We start from the raw sequence: 15,133 nt of genomic DNA on the forward strand, positions 1-15,133 counted from the left end.
ATGCCGCCACCACACGGCGGCGCACATCAGCAGGTAGCACGCGATCAGCAGCAGCGCCGCCGCGGGTCGGGACAGGATCGCAGCCATCAGAGCATCAGTGCGCGCATCGCGGTGGAGAAGCGCTCCTCGAATCCGCCGCCGTCGGCCGGCGCGCGACGCCGCACCAGCAGCGCGGCGAGACCGAGGTGTTCGGCCAGCGCGAGGCCGTCGTCCGGCCCGAGCACCATCAGCGCCGTCGACCAGCCGTCGGCCCACATCGCGCTGTCGTGCACGACGGTGACCGACGCGAGTCCGTGCTCGACCGGCCGCCGCGTGCGCGGATCGATGGTGTGGGAACGCCGAGGCCCGTCGGCCTCGTCGAAGAATTTCCGGTAGTCGCCGGAGGTCGCGACCGACAGCCCGTGCAGCGCGATGCGCACCGGCGCGAGGCCGCAATCGGCGGCGGGCGGCTCCAGGTCGACCCACCACGGTTGCCCGTCGGGCTTGAGCCCGGCACCGCGGAGTTCACCGCCGATCTCGACGAGGTGGTCCGGCAGACCGAGCGCCGTCAGGACCGCGGACACGCGGTCGACCGCGAAGCCCTTGGCGATCGCCGACAGATCCAGCGTCGCCTCGCCAGGCTGCATGAGCACGCGGCGACCGGCATCCCACGGCAGCGAGTCCCAGCCGCAATGGACGCGATCGCAGTCCTCGGGGGTCGGTGCGTGGAAGTCGGGCGCGTCGTGGCGTGGCGCGAGCGCGGTCGCGCCCGAGGGCCCGAAGCCCCAGAGCGCGACGAGCGCGCCGGCGGTCGGGTCGTAGGCGCCGTCGCTCCCGGCTGCGATACGCAGCGCCGCGTCGACGACGGTGGCGAAACCGTCCGGCAACGGACACGAGGTACCCGCCGCCGCGCGATTGAAACGGCTGAGGTCGGAGCCCGCGTCCCAGCCGCTCATCTGCGCGATGACCTCGTCGCAGACGTGCAGGATGGCTGTCTCGATCGCGGCGAGGCGAAGCCCCGACGGACCGATGAAGCGCGCGGACCAGGTCGTGCCCATGGTCTCCCCGGCGAGCGCATGCACGGTCTGGCCGAGCGCCGGCGGTTCGCCGGTGATGCGCAGCGGGACGAGGACGCGCGGCTCGAGCACGGTGCCCGCGCCCCGCGTCGCCATCGTCCCGCTGGTCACGCTCACTTCGGCAGCACCTCGAAGGTGGCGCTCACGCTGGCGCGCTGCACCGGCGCTTCACGCGTGCCGGTGGGCGTGTTCGGGCCGCGCGCCGGTCCGGTGCTCGCGCCGATGAAGTAGCGGCCGGGCTCCGTCCATTGGACGGTGAACTCGCCCTTCGCATCGGACTTGAGTTCGACCTCGCCGAACTTGTAGCGGTAGCGGTTGCCTTCGCGGATCAGCTTGAGCTGCACGTCGGCGGCCGGCTTGCCGTCCAGCACCAGGCGGAACTTCGTCTTGTCGCCGTGGCTCAGGTCGGTGACCGGGCCCAGCGGCAGCAGTTCCAGACCGTCGCCCTCCGGCTTGAAATCGACCTTCCCGGCCTCTTCCTTGCTGACGAAGGTCTGCTGGCGATTGCTCATCACCGTCAGCGCGGTCACCTCGGCATCGGCCGGCACGTCCTTGGCGAAGCTCTCCTTCGTGCCGCGGAAGCGCTTGGTCTCGCCGCCCTGCTTGTACGCGCCCATCAGCGACTGGCTGACGTTGCTGACGCGCCAGGTGCCGTCCTGCGTCAGCTTCACGTCGAAGCTCTCGCGGTGGCGGGCGGCGCTGCGGTTCTCGGCATCGACGGTCTTGCCGTCGGGCGCGGTGATGCGCACGGTCTCCAGCTTCAGCGCGCGCTCGAAGTTGAAGAGGTCTTCCGAGACGGCCGCGTCGAACGAGGCCACCGGCTCCTTGCCGTCGAAGGCCGCCTTGTTGGGCAGCAGCCAGGTCATGTGCGCGTGCGCGGCCAGCGGGAGCAGCGCGGCGACGGCCAGCGCAACCGGAGCGATCCGGGAAGCAATCGAAGTCTTCATCATGGTGGGTTCCTCCGTGTCTTGTCGTGGAGCCTGTCGCGGTGCGATCAGGGCTTGACCGTCAGTTCCAGCGCGCCGAGCTCGTGCTCGCCTTGCGCCTTCGCCGTCGCGGCAGCCTTCACCGGCCAGGTCAGCGGCAGGCGCTGCACTTCACGGCCGCCGGCTTCGCGGCTGGATTCGACGATCACCTCGTAGTTGCCCGGCGGCAACGCGGCCAGCGCGGCACTCGTGTCCAGCGTGATCGCGTGCTCGCCCGGCGCGCGCGTGGCGGCGGTGACGCCGTCGGCGGGCACCGTCAGGTTGCGGCCGCCCTGGCGCCACCACTGGCGCATGTCCTTGAGCCACTTGGTGCCGGCGTTGTTCTGCTTCTTGGTGTCGTACCAGACGGCCAGCTGCGCGACGGCGGGACCGGATTCGCCAGCCTTCTCGACCCACACGGCGATGTAGGGGCGGTGGTACTCGGCGACGTTCAGGCGCGGCACTTCCAGCTTGAGCTGGACGGTGGCGGCCCAGGCGGACGAGCCGACGGCCAGGGTTCCCAGCGTGCCGAGGGCACCGATCTGGAGGAGGGTACGACTTGCGGAGCGATTCATGGTCGAAGTCTCGGTTGAAGGTCGGGAGGATCCTGGCGGCGGCTCGGAGCGGAAAGGAAATCGGAAGAAGCGTCGGCAATCGATCCATCGATCCATCGATCAATGGATCAGCAGGAGCGCCAGCAAGGCCGGGATCACCAGGCCCAGGCCGACCAGCGGCCAGGTGCTGGGGCGGCTGACCGCATGGAACTTGAGGATCAGCAGACCGGTGATCGAGAACAGCAGGCAGGCGACGGCGAAGAGGTCGATGAACCAGCTCCAGGCCACGCCGGCATGGCGGCCCTTGTGCAGGTCGTTGAGGTAGGAGATCCAGCCGCGGTCGGTGTCCTCGAACTCGACCTCGCCGCTGTCGCGCGCGATGCGGATCCAGGCGTCGCCGCCGGGTCGCGGCATCGCGAGGTAGATCTCGTCGCGGTTCCACTCGGCCTCGCGAACGTCGACCGCGCGGCCCAGTTCCTTGGCCAGCCACGCGCGCACCGTGGCCGGCACCGGGGCCTTGCTGTCGGGCTCGTTGGCGGACTTCGGCTTCAGCGGCGCGGCCAGCTCGTCCGGCAGTTGCGCGGTCTTGCTGACGACGGCCGGCTTGGACTCGATGTCGGCGGCGTGGTTCAGCGTGATGCCGGTGACGGCGAAGAGGATCATGCCGATCAGGCAGATCGCCGAACTGATCCAGTGCCACTGATGCAACTGCTTGAGCCAGCCGGACCGCTTCGCGGCATTGCCGGGATGGCTGCCGGAATGGCCGCTTGAATTCGCGCTCTTGGGTCCGCTCATGTCTCGGCCCAGAGCCGCAGCAGGTTGTGATAGTGGCCGGTGAGCGCGGTCGTCTCGGCGTCGTCGCCCAGGCGTGCGCGCAGCTTCTGGATGGTCTGGTCGAGCTCGTACAGCATCGCGCGCTGCCAGTCCTGGCGGATCAGGCTCTGCGTCCAGAAGAACGAGCAGATCCGTGCGCCGCGCGTCACCGGCGTGACGCGATGCAGGCTGGTGCTCGCATAGACGATGAGGTCGCCCGCGGGCAGCTTCACCTCGTGCGTGCCGTAGGTGTCGACGACCTCGAGCTCGCCGCCGTCGTACTCGTCGGGCTCGCTCAGGAAGAGGGTGGAGGACACGTCGCTGCGCAGCGGCTGGTCGGTGCCCTGCTGGCGCATGATCGCGCCGTCGATGTGGAAGCCGTAGTGCTCGCCGCCCTCGTAGCGGTTGAACAGCGGCGCCAGCGTGCGCAGCGGCAGCGCCGCCGAGAGGAACAGCGGATGCCGCGCGAGCACGCCGCGGATGTGCGCGCCGATCGCTTGCGCGGCGGGGTGCTCGACCGGCAGTTGCCGGTTCTGCTTGACCTTCGCGCCCTGCTCGCCCACGGTCGCGCGACCGTCGGTCCAGTCGGCGGCGTCCAGGAGCTTGCGCATCTCGCGCACGTCCTGCTTGCTGAGCACTTCGGGGATGTGAAGAAGCATGTCCGGATCGAATCAGTTCAGGAGGCCGGGACGGACGACGGCCCGCCCCTGCTAGGACAGGGACGGGCCGCGCGTACGCTACCTCAAACCGTCAGGCCTGGATCAGAAGCCGATGTTGGCCATCAGCGTGACCGCGCGCGGAGCGCCCAGCCCCAGGCGGCTGCCGCCGTTGTTCAGCGAGGACATGTATTCCTTGTCGAACAGGTTGGTGACGTTCAGCTGCAGGCTGAGGTTCTTGTTCACGCGGTAGGCGCCCATCACGTCCACGACGGTGAACGAAGGCAGCGTCGACAGACCGTTCGACGGCGCGGCGGCCACGGTGATCACCCGCTTCTGCTCGGCCGTGTGGCGCACGCCGCCGCCGATGGTGAAGTCGTTCCACTGATAGGAGTTCCACAGCGTGGCGGACCACTTCGGCGTCCAGCGCACACCGTCGCTCACGGCCGTGGCGGTGCGCTGGTTCAGCTGCTTGGCGTCCATGGTCTGGAAGCCGGCGGTGATCTGCCAGAAGTTGGTGATCTGGCCGACGGCGGCCAGCTCGATCCCCTGCACGCGGGTCTTGCCGCCTTGCGTCGCGACGTTGGTCACCGAGTCCACGCTGACCTGGCCGTCGTTCTCGCTGCGGTACAGCGCGGCGGTCAGGTTCAGGCGCTTGTTCAGCACGTCCCACTTGGTGCCGACCTCGTAGTTCTTGGTCTCCTGCGCGTCGGCGGCCGTCGAGTTCTGGCCGGTGGCGGCCAGCGTCGAGCTCGCGCCGCCCGGAGGCGTCAGCGAGTTGGCGGCGGCGGCGTAGACCGTGCCGTTGTCGGCCAGCTTGTACAGCGCGGCGACGTTCCAGCTGGTGACCCACTTGCCGGCGTCCAGGGCGCCGGTGGCGACGCTGGAGAACTTCACCTTGTAGTGCTCGGTGCGCAGGCCGGCGGTCAGCTTCAACGCGTCGGTGACCGAGATCGTGTCCAGCGCGTAGATCGCGGTGGTGGTCGTGCTGCCCGAGGTGTCGCCCGCCACGTTGCGGACGGAGCCGCCGAGGTCGACGTTCGGATTCGGGTTGTACAGATTGGCGGCCGGCGCGGCGGCGGCGGTGAACGAGCGGTTGTCCTGGCTCTCGTACGTCAGCTCGACGCCGGTCGACAGGTCATGCTTGATGCCGCCGGTCGACAGCGTCGTGTTGATGCTGGTCTGGTTGGCGAGGATCTCGTTGGTCTGGTTGACGCGCTGACGCGAGCGGGCGATCGTCCAGGTGCTGCGGTCGGCCGGGTCCACCGCGGTGATCGCATTGATGCCGGTGACCATGCGGTCCATGTAGGTGCGGCCGTAGCGCGAGATGTTGCGCACCGTCATCTGGTTGCCGATGTCCATCTCGAGCTTGGCGGTGACCATGTCCGCCTTCACGTCCTCGTAGTCGTGGACGCTGCCGTAGAAATTCTTGCTGTCGATCTTCGGGGCCGCCATCAGCGCGGCCGCCTGCGGGGGGGTGACCGTCGCGGAGGACACTGCCGTATAGCCGGGCCAGCCGATGGTGGGGATGCCGCCGTCCGGGCGGTTGTTCTGACGCAGATGCTGCGAGTACAGGAAGAAGCGGGTCGGCGTGTTCAGGCCGAAGGCGATCGACGGGGCGATGCCGTAGTTCTTGCGCTTGACCTCGTCGCGACCCGGGACGCCGTAGTCCTGCCACACCGCGTTCAGGCGCACGGCGCTGTTGTCGAAGATCTTCTGGTTGACGTCGACCGAGGCGCGCTTGCGGCTCGCATCGCCGATGGTCACCGAGCCGTCGATCGAGTTGTCGATCTGCGGCAGCTTGGTGATCAGGTTGATGTAGCCGGCGCTGGCGGCACGGCCGGTGTCGGCGCCCGCAGGGCCCTTCACGACTTCGATCTGCTCGATGTTGAACACGTCTCGCGTCACCGCGCCCAGGTCGCGGATGCCGTCGACGAAGGTCGAGGTGCTGGCCGAGAAGCCGCGCATCTGGAAGGTGTCGCCGGCGGAGGTGTTGCCGTTCTCCCCCAGCTGCATCGTGATGCCGGGGGTGTTCTGCAGCGCCTCGACCAGGGAGACCGCGCCTTGTTCGCGCAGCACTTCCTTCTTGATCACGGAAATCGTCTTGGGCGTTTCCAGCAGCGGCTGGGTCAGCTTCGACGAGGCGCTCTTGTCGGTCTTGTAGTCGGACTGCGCAGTGCCTTGGACCTTCACCTGCGGCAGGTAGGGCGCGGCGGCGGCGGAAGCGGTCGAAGCGTCCGCGGGAGCCGGGGCGTCGGCGGCGTGGGCCAGCGGGAGGGTCAGGGAAGCGGCCAGCGCGGCCAGCGGGGCCACCGCATGTTTGCGGCTCTTGATGTAGCGGGACATGGAATCGAGCTCCGAGAGAAGTTTCTTGTAGGAATCGGCTCGGCTGGCTGCGCGTGCTGGCGGCGTCGTCCCGGCGCTTCACGGCGCACGGTGGCGGAGCCCCTCCCTGGTCGCGACTGGCTGGCGGTGGCGGATGATTGAGGCCGGACGGGTCTCAAAGGCCACAAATGCTAAGCATTCTCATTTGAGTGTGTCAAAGAAATGCGTTTCCCAGGTCTTTCCGCGTGGCGAACGCGCGACGCCCCTGTTTCTGTTCTGTAAAGCACAAAACCCGCGGACGCCATGCGTCGCGCGGGTTCAGGGGGATGGCGGAGCAAGGCTCCGGTCAACGATCCGTCAGTTCAGCGGTTCGGCTTTGCCTTCCGCGTGTTCGGGCAGCTTGGGGGCCGTCTTGAGGCTCCAGATCATCGTGATCGCCAGGATCGCCACCACCACGCCCAGGGACAGCAGCACGGGGATCTTGATCACGTCGATCAGCATCATCTTGGCGCCGATGAACACCAGCACCACCGCCAGGCCGTAGCTGAGCAGATGGAACTTGGACGCCATCGCCGCCAGCAGGAAGTACATCGCGCGCAGACCCAGGATCGCGAAGATGTTGGAGCTCAGCACGATGAACGGATCGTTGGTGATCGCGAAGATCGCCGGGATCGAATCGACCGCGAAGATCACGTCGGTCATGCCCACCAGCGCGATCACCAGCAGCATCGGGGTGGCGATGCGCTTGCCGTTCTCCAGCGTGAAGAAGCGTTCGCCGTCGAAGTTCTTGCTGACCGGCAGGACGCGTCGCAGCAGCTTGAGCGCGGGGTTGTCCTCGAGGTCGGGCTCCTGGCCGGCCGCCCACCACATCTTGATGCCGGTGATCAGCAGGAAGGCGCCGAAGAGGTAGAGGATCCAGTGGAACTGCGCGATCAGCCAGCCGCCCACCAGAATCATCACCGTGCGCAGCACGATGGCGCCGATGATGCCCATCATGAGCACCCGCTTCTGGTAGGCCGAGGGCACCGCGAAGTAGGTGAAGATCATCAGGAAGACAAAGATGTTGTCGACCGCCAGCGACTTCTCGATGAGGTAGCCGGTGATGAATTCCAGCGCCTTGGTGTTGGCGAGCTCCGTGCTGCCGGTACCGTCGCGCACGGCCCACCAGAGCAGGCCCATGAAGGCGACGCTCAGCGCCACCCACACCAGCGACCAGTTGATCGCTTCCTTGACGCCCACGTCGTGCGCGCCCTGCTTGCGCAGGACGACGAAGTCCAGGATCAGCGACACCACGACGATGCCGACGAATACCACCCACAGCCACATGGGGACGATCGTGCTCATGAGAGCTCCTTGCAAGAGGTGGGTGGCAAGTATTCGCCACCCCGGTTTCAACGGCAACGCGCCGCCTCGGGACGGCGCGTTGCGATCGAAGGGTCTTGCAAGGCTGATGCGGGCTCGCGGTCGGAGGACCTGGCGAGTCCGGCATCAGGTGCAGGGCCCGGCTGCCTTCACGGCAACGTCTTGACGGGCGTCTGCCGCGGCCAAGGCCGCGCGGCTACTCCCCCTTCGGAAGGTTCGGATTATCCTGTGTTGTTTTCAATTTCAACTTCGTATTTTCCTGATGCCAGGTGCCGGTATGCTGAGCGGCATGAAAACGCTGACCCGCTGGATGCTGCTGGCCGCCGCACTGCTGCTGGTGGCGCATCTCTATCCAGGCGTCCAGGTGAAGGGCTTCGTCACCGCCCTCATCGCGGCCTTCGTGCTGGGCCTGTTCAACACCATCCTGCGGCCGGTGCTGGTGCTGCTCACACTGCCGGTGACCTTGCTGACGCTGGGGCTCTTCCTCTTCGTCATCAACGCGCTGCTGTTCTGGGCGACGGCCAGCGTGCTGGACGGCTTCACCGTTGCCGGCTTCGGCGCGGCCTTGATCGGCTCGCTGATCTACTCGCTGTGCGGCATGGCCATCGACGTGCTGATCGAAAGACTGTTCCCCGACAGCGAATGACGACGCCCTGAATGACGAAGGCCGCTCCGAGGAGCGGCCTTTGCACTCGAAGCCTGGCGATCAGGGCTCCGCGCCGGGCGGCACGCCACGCGGGTACATCTCCATGAGCATCTGGCGGCGCTCGTAGCGCAGGTCGCGCAAGCGTGAGTCGATCACCGAGGCCTCGAACTGGTCGGCCGACCGGGCGCGACCTTGGCGCTCCGCGGAGGCGAGGCGATCGATCGCCCCGGTGATGTCGCCAAGCGCCGCCCGGGTCTCTCCCTGCGCGCGCAGCGAGCGCAGCGGCTGGCCCAGCTGCTGCCACAGGGTGCCGCTTTCCTGCCAGGCCAGCGCGTCCTGCCCATGCAGTGCGAGATAGGTTTGCAAGGCCTCAGCCGCGTCGCGCTTCACCTCGGGCCGCGCATCCGCCTGTGCCAGGTCGGCCCGGATCATCAGCATCGGACGCGAGCGTTCGTTCTTCAGCGGCTCCAACGCCGCGAAGCCGGCCTCAGGGCGGTTTCGGGCCACTTCCAGTTCGGCATGCGCGTAGACCAGCAGGCGCTTCGCCCCCGGATCCGCACCGAGGAGACCGGCCAACGCGTCGGCCGTCTTCAAGGTGGCTTCAGCCCGGGAGAAGTCGCGCAGCTTGATCGATGCGAGCGCGCTCGTGTAGCGGGCCGTCAACTGATCGATATTCGGCCGCGCCTTCTCCTTTTTCTGTTCCGGTTCCTTCACCTGTTCAAGCCCGGATTTCCGCTCGAGGTCGCCATCCGGCACCAAATCCTTCGCTTTCTGATTGTCCTGTTCAGGCCTTGGCTCCTGCGCTTGCGCCTTCACCTTTCCGGTTTCCTGCCAAACGCCTCCGTCCAGAGCCTGCAGCACACGCCAGGGATCTGTCCGCTGGTCCATCAGCACTCGTGCGCGTGCTGCCATCAGCGCGTGTTCCGAGGTGCCGACCAGCTTGGTTTGACCCTTGACGCCAAGGCGGGCCCGCGCCTCGCCAATACGTTCGCTGGTCAGCGGGTGACTACGCAGGTAGGGGTAGGCACCGGAATCCATCAGGTGATAAGCCTGCTCCATGCGCTCGAACATGCTGGCCATACCGGCCGGCTGGTAGCCGGCCTGGGTCATGACCTGGAAGCCGACTCGATCGGCCTCGCGCTCCATGTCGCGCGAGAAATTTAGTTGCGCCTGTGCCGCCGCTGCCTGGCTGGTGACGATCGCCGCCTGGGCACCGTCGATGCTGCGACTCTTCGCAGCGGCAAGGATGCCTAGGAGCAGGCCCACGGTGGCAAGCGCACTGGTGCGGGAATCGCCGACGATGCTGCGTGCGATGTGGCGCTGCGTGACGTGCGAGAGCTCGTGGCCCATCACCGACGCCAACTCGTCGCGTGCGCCGGTCATCGCGATCAGGCCCAGGTGGATGCCCACGTAGCCGCCCGGCAGCGCGAAGGCGTTCACCGACCGGTCACGGACCAGGAAGAGTTCCCACGCGAAGCGGTCGCTCGTGTCGTCGCTGATGTTGCCGAGTCGACGCGCGGCGTCCACCAGCGGCTGCCAGGTGTTCTGCGCGTACTCGAGCAGCAGCGGATCGTCGATGTAGTCCGGGTCCGGGCGGATCTGCCGCATGACCTGGTCGCCGAGCTTCTTCTCGGCGCCGATGCTCACTTCGGCGGACACCGAGTCGCCCAGGGCCGGCAGGTTCACCTGTGCGACGGCGCCCTGGCCGAGCAGCGCCGCGCTGAGCAGCGCCACCAGGCAACGCCGCGTGAAGGGAATGGGGTTCGGTCGCTTCAAGGGATCTCCAGGGGCCGGAACTATGATGACGCCTCTTCGGTTTCGCGATTGTTGCCGCGCTTATGAGCTCGCCACTGACCCATTTTGACGCCAATGGACAGGCCCACATGGTGGACGTCTCCGGCAAGGATGTCACGCACCGCGTGGCACGGGCCGCCGGACGCATCCGGATGAAAGCCGAGACGCTGGCCCTGATTCGCGATGGGAACGCCAGGAAGGGCGATGTGATCGGCGTCGCGCGCATCGCCGCGATCCAGGCCGCGAAGCGGACCTCCGACCTGATCCCACTCTGCCACCCGCTGCCCATCACGCGGGTCGCCGTGACGTTCGAGCTGGATGAATCGTCGAACGCCGTGATCTGCATCGCGCAGGTCGAGACGCTGGGACGCACCGGCGTCGAGATGGAGGCCTTGACCGCCGTGCACGTCGGCCTGCTCACGGTCTACGACATGTGCAAGGCCGCGGATCGCGGCATGGTGATGGAGCAGATCCGGGTGCTGGAGAAGCAGGGCGGGAAATCGGGCGACTGGCACGCCGAGGTCTGAAAGCGCCGTGCGCGTCTGATCGCCCTCACCACCATCGACACGATCAGCGCAGTTCGCGGAAGCTGTATTCCCGCTGAGGCGGCTCGCACTGGAACGGTTTCGCCGCAGCACCAAGCGTGGCGACCTCATCGCATTCGGCGAGCCATTCCTCGCTGGCCGCGTTGCGGAACTCACGCAGCCGCTCCACCAGATAGCGGGCCTTGTCGGTCTCCCCCACCGCATTCAGCGACTTCGCCCAGGACATCAGCAGGCGCGTGTCGATGAGGTGGTGGCCGGTCAGCCGCGAGGCCTCGAGCGCCACCGCGCCGGGGGGCTGAACCGTCGCCTCGGCATAGTCGGCTTGCAACGCGAACAGCGGCGAGCGCTGGCCGGCGGCAATGCGATCGTCGAGCGATGCGGCGCCGGCAGGTGGCGCGTAGATGTGGACGATGCGCAGGTAATCGATGACCACCAGCGGCACTGCCACTGTGATCGCAAGGCCGAGCGCGGCAAGCCCTGGGCGCCGGCGCGGCAACCGGGCCGGGTCAGGCGCAAGGGCCGCGGCGTTCCGCGGAGTGGCGCCACCATTACCTGGCCAGCACAAGCCGTAGGCCAGCGCTGCGGGCAAAAGGAAATAGGCGTACCAGAGCGGGTACTCAACCTGGCTGTGGACGCCAATCATGACCACGAGCATTCCGGCGCAGTGGCCCGCCGGACCGCTCTTGACCGCGCGCCAGAGCCCGCTCGCCAAGCCCCAGAACAGCAGCGCCAGCGTCAGCAGTCCAAGCGGCAGACCCATCTCCACGAGCAGTTGCATCTCGAGGTTGTGCGTGTGATCAAAAAACGCGACCGGCCGATCCGGGAATGGCGTCAGGGTCCAGGCCAGGTTGAAGTCGCCCCATCCCGAGCCGGTCAGGGGATACATCGTGAGCAGGCCGAGCGCGTTCTTGAGAATCAGGAGACGCGCGGGTGAGCCCGCTCCCTCGCCCGACAAGCGGGATTGCGCCCGAAATGCGTGATTGCCCATGGCCGCATACAGGTCCAGCATCCCCCAGCTGATCGCGAACATGACCGCCGTGGCGCCCAGTGCGATTCGCACACGTCGCGTCAGCCGCCAATCGACCGCCCCCCAGATCACCAGCAAGGCGATGCCGATCCAGCCGGTGCGGGACCCGCTGAGCAACACGCAGAACACGAACAGGAAGAGCAGCACATACAGCGCAACAGTGCCCGCCATCGTGCTACCGAGTCGCCGGGCCAGCCAGCCGCCCTGCTCCAGCCAGACCGCACCAACGCAGGCCCACATCAGCAGGCTGGCGAGGTGATTGGGTTGCCGCATGTTGCCCACGGCGCTTCCCACGACACCCGAACGGGCGATGACAACGCCGTTGGCCAGTTCCGGAAAGAACATCTGCACGATGCAGACGACCACGCTCAACAGACCCGCGCCGACAAGCGCGACGCAGAAGAGTGTGAGCACGCCGTCGCGTTGGACTGGCGTCACGGCACGGCCGGTCTGTACCGCCAGGAGCGCGGCGAGCAGCATCGCCACGCTGGTCAGCGCCATCGACCACGGCAATCCGTGCGTGAACGGTGCCGCGACGGCGACCCCCGTCATCAGCAGCAGGGCGAGGGAAACACCGTCGACGCGCCAGCCGGCCAGCAGCGATCGTCCCCAGGCCAGGCCGGCAACGAGCAACCCGAGCCCCGCAAAAGCCGCCAACTGGTTGTAGAGCGTGGCGGAGGGCGTCTGGTTGTAGGCGATCAGAGGTGCCAGCGTCACGCCGAGCAGCAGGCCGATCAGCGTCAGGACCTGGAAGTGCGGCGCGGATGAGGAGGCGGAAAAGTCGGCGGCGGGCGCTGTCGCGGCGAGCGTCATGAACAGTCCGGATCGTGGGGACAGGGCAGAACTCTAACGCCCGCGCCTTGCGGTTTCGGCACGCGTCTGCGCCGAGGTGTCAGAAACCGTCCGCGGGTACAAAACCGACCGGATCGCCGGTGGTTTTATCCAGTAGCACCGACCAATCGGTCAGACGAGCCAGCATCGGAATGTAGATCAACTGCTCGATCGGCCGGCCCGTGCGAGCAATCGCCTTCTGGATGGCTTGCGCTTGCGCTGAGCGGCGTGAAAGCAGTTCAGTCACCGGCTTGCCTACTTTGCGCGCGTCGGCTCGCGCCTTGTCATCCCAATGCAGCCAATATCGCGGGCGCATGCCGAGGTCCGCCCCAGCAGCCGCAGCCATGATGGCATCAAACTTCTCATCCCCTTGCCCGGCGTCGCGCGTATTCACCAGCTTCGGCCCGCTCAACGACAAGGTTCTGAGATCTTCTGGCGCCTGCGGCAGCTCCTCTTCGACAACGCTCGCTGCGATCACGGCCCGGAAGCGGTCGCCCTCGAGCGCCAGGACCACCGGACGCGCGATGTAGACCGTGTGAACGCCGTAGGCGAGCCCTGCCAACTGCATCGTGACAACGACTGCCATGTCGCGCCACAGCTCCGCCCGGCGTTTGCGGTTGTCGAAGATCACGAGCGTCAATGCCGGCCCGAGCACGATGTCGACGCCGACCACGAGCACAAACAAGCCGACTCCGCCAGACACCTCGCTGTAGGGCCACGGATACCAGATGAAGAACACCATCGCCGCAGCCATCGCCGCCACGCAGAGGGTCGAGATGAGGTGGAGGCCGGACGCGCGCAGGCGGCCGCGAAGTGTCGGCGTCATGTCGGAGAGAACGATGAACTGGAACGACGAGGATTCTGGCAGCAATGCCCGGGTGGGACGCGCTGCCGGGCGCATCTTTGCGCCCGGAAACGACAAACGGGGCCGAAGCCCCGTTGCTCATCCTGCGAAGAGGAGAGATTACTTGCAGCTGGCCGACACAAACTTCTTGTCGATGCCCGTCGTCGTGCAGGTCCAGTTCAGCGTTTCTTGACCGGTCACTTCCACGGCCGTCACGATGAACGAACCATTGTCGATCTGCGCGTCGCCGATGTTGCCAGCGGTAGCCGTCACCTTGCCACCAGCGTAAGTGGCGCCAGTGACGTACTTGCTCTTGATCTTGTCGACAGTGATTTGATCGTCCGGCGGGATCGCGGCCTTGACCGTGTAGTACTCTTGAATCGCGGCCTTCGGAGCGGTGGCGGCAGCCATCACTTCGGCGAGCTTCGTCTTCTTGATGTAGTCCGAGTAGGCCGGCAGAGCCACAGCAGCCAGAATACCGATGATCGCCACGACGATCATCAGTTCGATCAGGGTGAAACCTTGTTGAACGCGCTTCATAGAAACTCCAGTGAGGAAGTGGGGTAGAGACGAAGCTCTTGTACGCAGGGCCCGTGCCAGCCCTTTCCAGTCCTCGACTTGTGCCTGATTTCACGTCCTGGCCAGCAACGGCCGACTTCAAGTGACGTTTTTTGTCAGTCGCCGCCCGCCGCAATCCGTCACTTGCATCGTCCCTGACAAGCTTTGTCAGATCGCGCTGACACGGCGATCCGGCATCCCAAAAGCGACGCAGCCTGCGGCGGTTATCCGGCGCAGGCTGCGAGTGGCTTCAGGCAACGAGAATCCGTCAAGCCAGCGTGAACTCCTGGAAGTTCTCCAACGCCGAGATCCTGTGCGTCGTGCGCAGACCCATGACAGCATCCATCACCGCCGCTCGCTCTCCGGGCTTGATGTGGGTGATGTGGACATCGATCGCGCCACCGAGCTTTGCAAGCTCCTCGCGAAGCGTCGTCGGGCAGAGATGTTTGCTGATGCCGGCCAGCCCGCACTCATCGTCGCCAAAGGCGCACTCGATGATCAGGTGCGCGACCTTGATTTCCGACAGACGCTGCCAAAGGGCCGGATTCGGGCCTGTGTCGCCGGTGAACACCCAGTGACCCACCGCGCCGCCATCCACAGCGAATCCCACAGCCGGCACCGTGTGCGCAGCACTGATGACCTCGATGTGACGGTCGCCGCCCAGATCGATGCGATCGCCGACGGCGAATTCATGGAAGGTCAGGGCCGGCCGCTCAGCTGACGGCAAGCGAGTGAAATCAGGCCAGATCACACCGTTGAAGACATGCGTACGCAGCGCCTGCAGGGTTTCGGGCAAGGCATGAACCTTCACCGGGGGACGGCCCGCCTGAGCGCGCCGACGCTGGACCGTATCGGCCAGCAGACCGATCGCCAGCACATGGTCCAGATGCGAATGCGTGACCAGGATGTGGTCGACCTTGACCATCGCGTCCACGGTGAGTTCAGCAACGCCGCTGCCGGCGTCGATGAGCACATCGTCGTCCAGGAGGAAGGAGGTGGTCCTGTAGCCGGCCGCCAAGGCGCCGGCGCAACCAAGCACGCGAATCTTCATGCCAAAGACTGTAGGGGTACCCCGGCGCGACGCTAAGCGCCGAATCCTCGATTCGAAGATTTATTGCCGTCGCTTACGACGCCCCGCCGCGATGCCGTGAAAACCTG

Annotated in this window: 14 protein-coding genes; 2 read left to right on the top strand and 12 right to left on the bottom strand. The window is 66.6% G+C overall.

What is annotated here, in order from left to right; all coding sequences use genetic code 11:
- Positions 1-86: 86 nt before the first annotated feature.
- The 7 genes from VF536_RS25240 to VF536_RS25270 all read right to left on the bottom strand — a co-directional run bounded on the left by VF536_RS25240 (position 87) and on the right by VF536_RS25270 (position 7,712).
- On the bottom strand, positions 87-1,172 hold the full coding sequence (locus tag VF536_RS25240) for an FAD:protein FMN transferase (protein ID WP_331617717.1): 1,086 nt from the start codon (positions 1,170-1,172) through the stop codon (positions 87-89).
- Complete coding sequence (locus tag VF536_RS25245; protein ID WP_331617718.1) at positions 1,169-2,005, bottom strand: DUF4198 domain-containing protein; 837 nt, start codon at positions 2,003-2,005, stop codon at positions 1,169-1,171. The genes VF536_RS25240 and VF536_RS25245 overlap by 4 nt, the downstream gene beginning before the upstream one ends.
- A gap of 44 nt (positions 2,006-2,049) precedes the next feature.
- Complete coding sequence (locus VF536_RS25250; RefSeq protein ID WP_331617719.1) at positions 2,050-2,595, bottom strand: DUF2271 domain-containing protein; 546 nt, start codon at positions 2,593-2,595, stop codon at positions 2,050-2,052.
- Between the two features lie 99 nt (positions 2,596-2,694).
- Entirely contained in the window at positions 2,695-3,369 is a 675-nt protein-coding gene (locus tag VF536_RS25255) for a PepSY-associated TM helix domain-containing protein (protein WP_331617720.1), read from the bottom strand.
- Positions 3,366-4,046: a Fe2+-dependent dioxygenase gene (locus VF536_RS25260; RefSeq protein WP_331617721.1), complete on the bottom strand. Its 681-nt coding sequence runs from the start codon at positions 4,044-4,046 to the stop codon at positions 3,366-3,368. Before VF536_RS25260 ends, VF536_RS25255 begins: the two co-directional genes overlap by 4 nt.
- Positions 4,047-4,148: 102 nt before the next feature.
- Positions 4,149-6,389 carry a catecholate siderophore receptor Fiu gene (locus tag VF536_RS25265; protein ID WP_331617722.1) on the bottom strand — a complete coding sequence of 747 codons (2,241 nt, stop codon included), beginning with the start codon at positions 6,387-6,389 and terminating at the stop codon, positions 4,149-4,151.
- A 336-nt stretch (positions 6,390-6,725) separates the two neighbouring features.
- Complete coding sequence (locus VF536_RS25270; protein WP_331617723.1) at positions 6,726-7,712, bottom strand: TerC family protein; 987 nt, start codon at positions 7,710-7,712, stop codon at positions 6,726-6,728.
- A 307-nt stretch (positions 7,713-8,019) separates the two neighbouring features.
- Between VF536_RS25270 and VF536_RS25275 the strand changes: the two genes are divergently transcribed.
- On the top strand, positions 8,020-8,376 hold the full coding sequence (locus VF536_RS25275; protein WP_088408643.1) for a phage holin family protein: 357 nt from the start codon (positions 8,020-8,022) through the stop codon (positions 8,374-8,376).
- Between the two features lie 60 nt (positions 8,377-8,436).
- Here the strand turns inward: VF536_RS25275 and VF536_RS25280 are convergent, their stop codons facing one another.
- The gene (locus tag VF536_RS25280; RefSeq protein WP_331617724.1) at positions 8,437-10,152 is read right to left on the bottom strand and encodes a M48 family metalloprotease; all 1,716 of its coding nucleotides are present in this window, start codon (positions 10,150-10,152) and stop codon (positions 8,437-8,439) included.
- A gap of 62 nt (positions 10,153-10,214) precedes the next feature.
- Between VF536_RS25280 and moaC the strand changes: the two genes are divergently transcribed.
- Positions 10,215-10,697 carry a cyclic pyranopterin monophosphate synthase MoaC gene (moaC, locus tag VF536_RS25285; RefSeq protein ID WP_331617725.1) on the top strand — a complete coding sequence of 161 codons (483 nt, stop codon included), beginning with the start codon at positions 10,215-10,217 and terminating at the stop codon, positions 10,695-10,697.
- Positions 10,698-10,740: 43 nt separating this feature from the next.
- Here the strand turns inward: moaC and VF536_RS25290 are convergent, their stop codons facing one another.
- The 4 genes from VF536_RS25290 to VF536_RS25305 all read right to left on the bottom strand — a co-directional run bounded on the left by VF536_RS25290 (position 10,741) and on the right by VF536_RS25305 (position 15,026).
- Positions 10,741-12,555, bottom strand: a complete 1,815-nt coding sequence (locus tag VF536_RS25290; RefSeq protein ID WP_331617726.1) for a Wzy polymerase domain-containing protein — start codon at positions 12,553-12,555, stop codon at positions 10,741-10,743.
- A 79-nt stretch (positions 12,556-12,634) separates the two neighbouring features.
- The gene (tfpZ, locus tag VF536_RS25295; protein ID WP_331617727.1) at positions 12,635-13,444 is read right to left on the bottom strand and encodes a TfpX/TfpZ family type IV pilin accessory protein; all 810 of its coding nucleotides are present in this window, start codon (positions 13,442-13,444) and stop codon (positions 12,635-12,637) included.
- Between the two features lie 93 nt (positions 13,445-13,537).
- The gene (locus tag VF536_RS25300) at positions 13,538-13,957 is read right to left on the bottom strand and encodes a pilin (protein ID WP_331617728.1); all 420 of its coding nucleotides are present in this window, start codon (positions 13,955-13,957) and stop codon (positions 13,538-13,540) included.
- Between the two features lie 286 nt (positions 13,958-14,243).
- Positions 14,244-15,026, bottom strand: coding sequence for a 3',5'-cyclic-nucleotide phosphodiesterase (locus tag VF536_RS25305; protein ID WP_331617729.1), 783 nt, complete (start codon positions 15,024-15,026; stop codon positions 14,244-14,246).
- Between the last annotated feature and the right edge of the window lie 107 nt (positions 15,027-15,133).

It is taken from the genome of Roseateles sp. (genome assembly GCF_036486225.1).
Classification (GTDB): Bacteria; Pseudomonadota; Gammaproteobacteria; order Burkholderiales; family Burkholderiaceae_C; genus Roseateles.

Bases quoted from the DNA above. Each gene is read 5' to 3' on its own strand.
- VF536_RS25245 (WP_331617718.1), bottom strand. From the start codon at position 2,005: ATGATGAAGACTTCGATTGCTTCCCGGATCGCTCCGGTTGCGCTGGCC.
- VF536_RS25250 (WP_331617719.1), bottom strand. From the start codon at position 2,595: ATGAATCGCTCCGCAAGTCGTACCCTCCTCCAGATCGGTGCCCTCGGC.
- VF536_RS25255 (WP_331617720.1), bottom strand. From the start codon at position 3,369: ATGAGCGGACCCAAGAGCGCGAATTCAAGCGGCCATTCCGGCAGCCAT.
- VF536_RS25260 (WP_331617721.1), bottom strand. From the start codon at position 4,046: ATGCTTCTTCACATCCCCGAAGTGCTCAGCAAGCAGGACGTGCGCGAG.
- VF536_RS25265 (WP_331617722.1), bottom strand. From the start codon at position 6,389: ATGTCCCGCTACATCAAGAGCCGCAAACATGCGGTGGCCCCGCTGGCC.
- VF536_RS25270 (WP_331617723.1), bottom strand. From the start codon at position 7,712: ATGAGCACGATCGTCCCCATGTGGCTGTGGGTGGTATTCGTCGGCATC.
- VF536_RS25275 (WP_088408643.1), top strand. From the start codon at position 8,020: ATGAAAACGCTGACCCGCTGGATGCTGCTGGCCGCCGCACTGCTGCTG.
- moaC (WP_331617725.1), top strand. From the start codon at position 10,215: ATGAGCTCGCCACTGACCCATTTTGACGCCAATGGACAGGCCCACATG.
- VF536_RS25290 (WP_331617726.1), bottom strand. From the start codon at position 12,555: ATGACGCTCGCCGCGACAGCGCCCGCCGCCGACTTTTCCGCCTCCTCA.
- VF536_RS25300 (WP_331617728.1), bottom strand. From the start codon at position 13,957: ATGAAGCGCGTTCAACAAGGTTTCACCCTGATCGAACTGATGATCGTC.
- VF536_RS25305 (WP_331617729.1), bottom strand. From the start codon at position 15,026: ATGAAGATTCGCGTGCTTGGTTGCGCCGGCGCCTTGGCGGCCGGCTAC.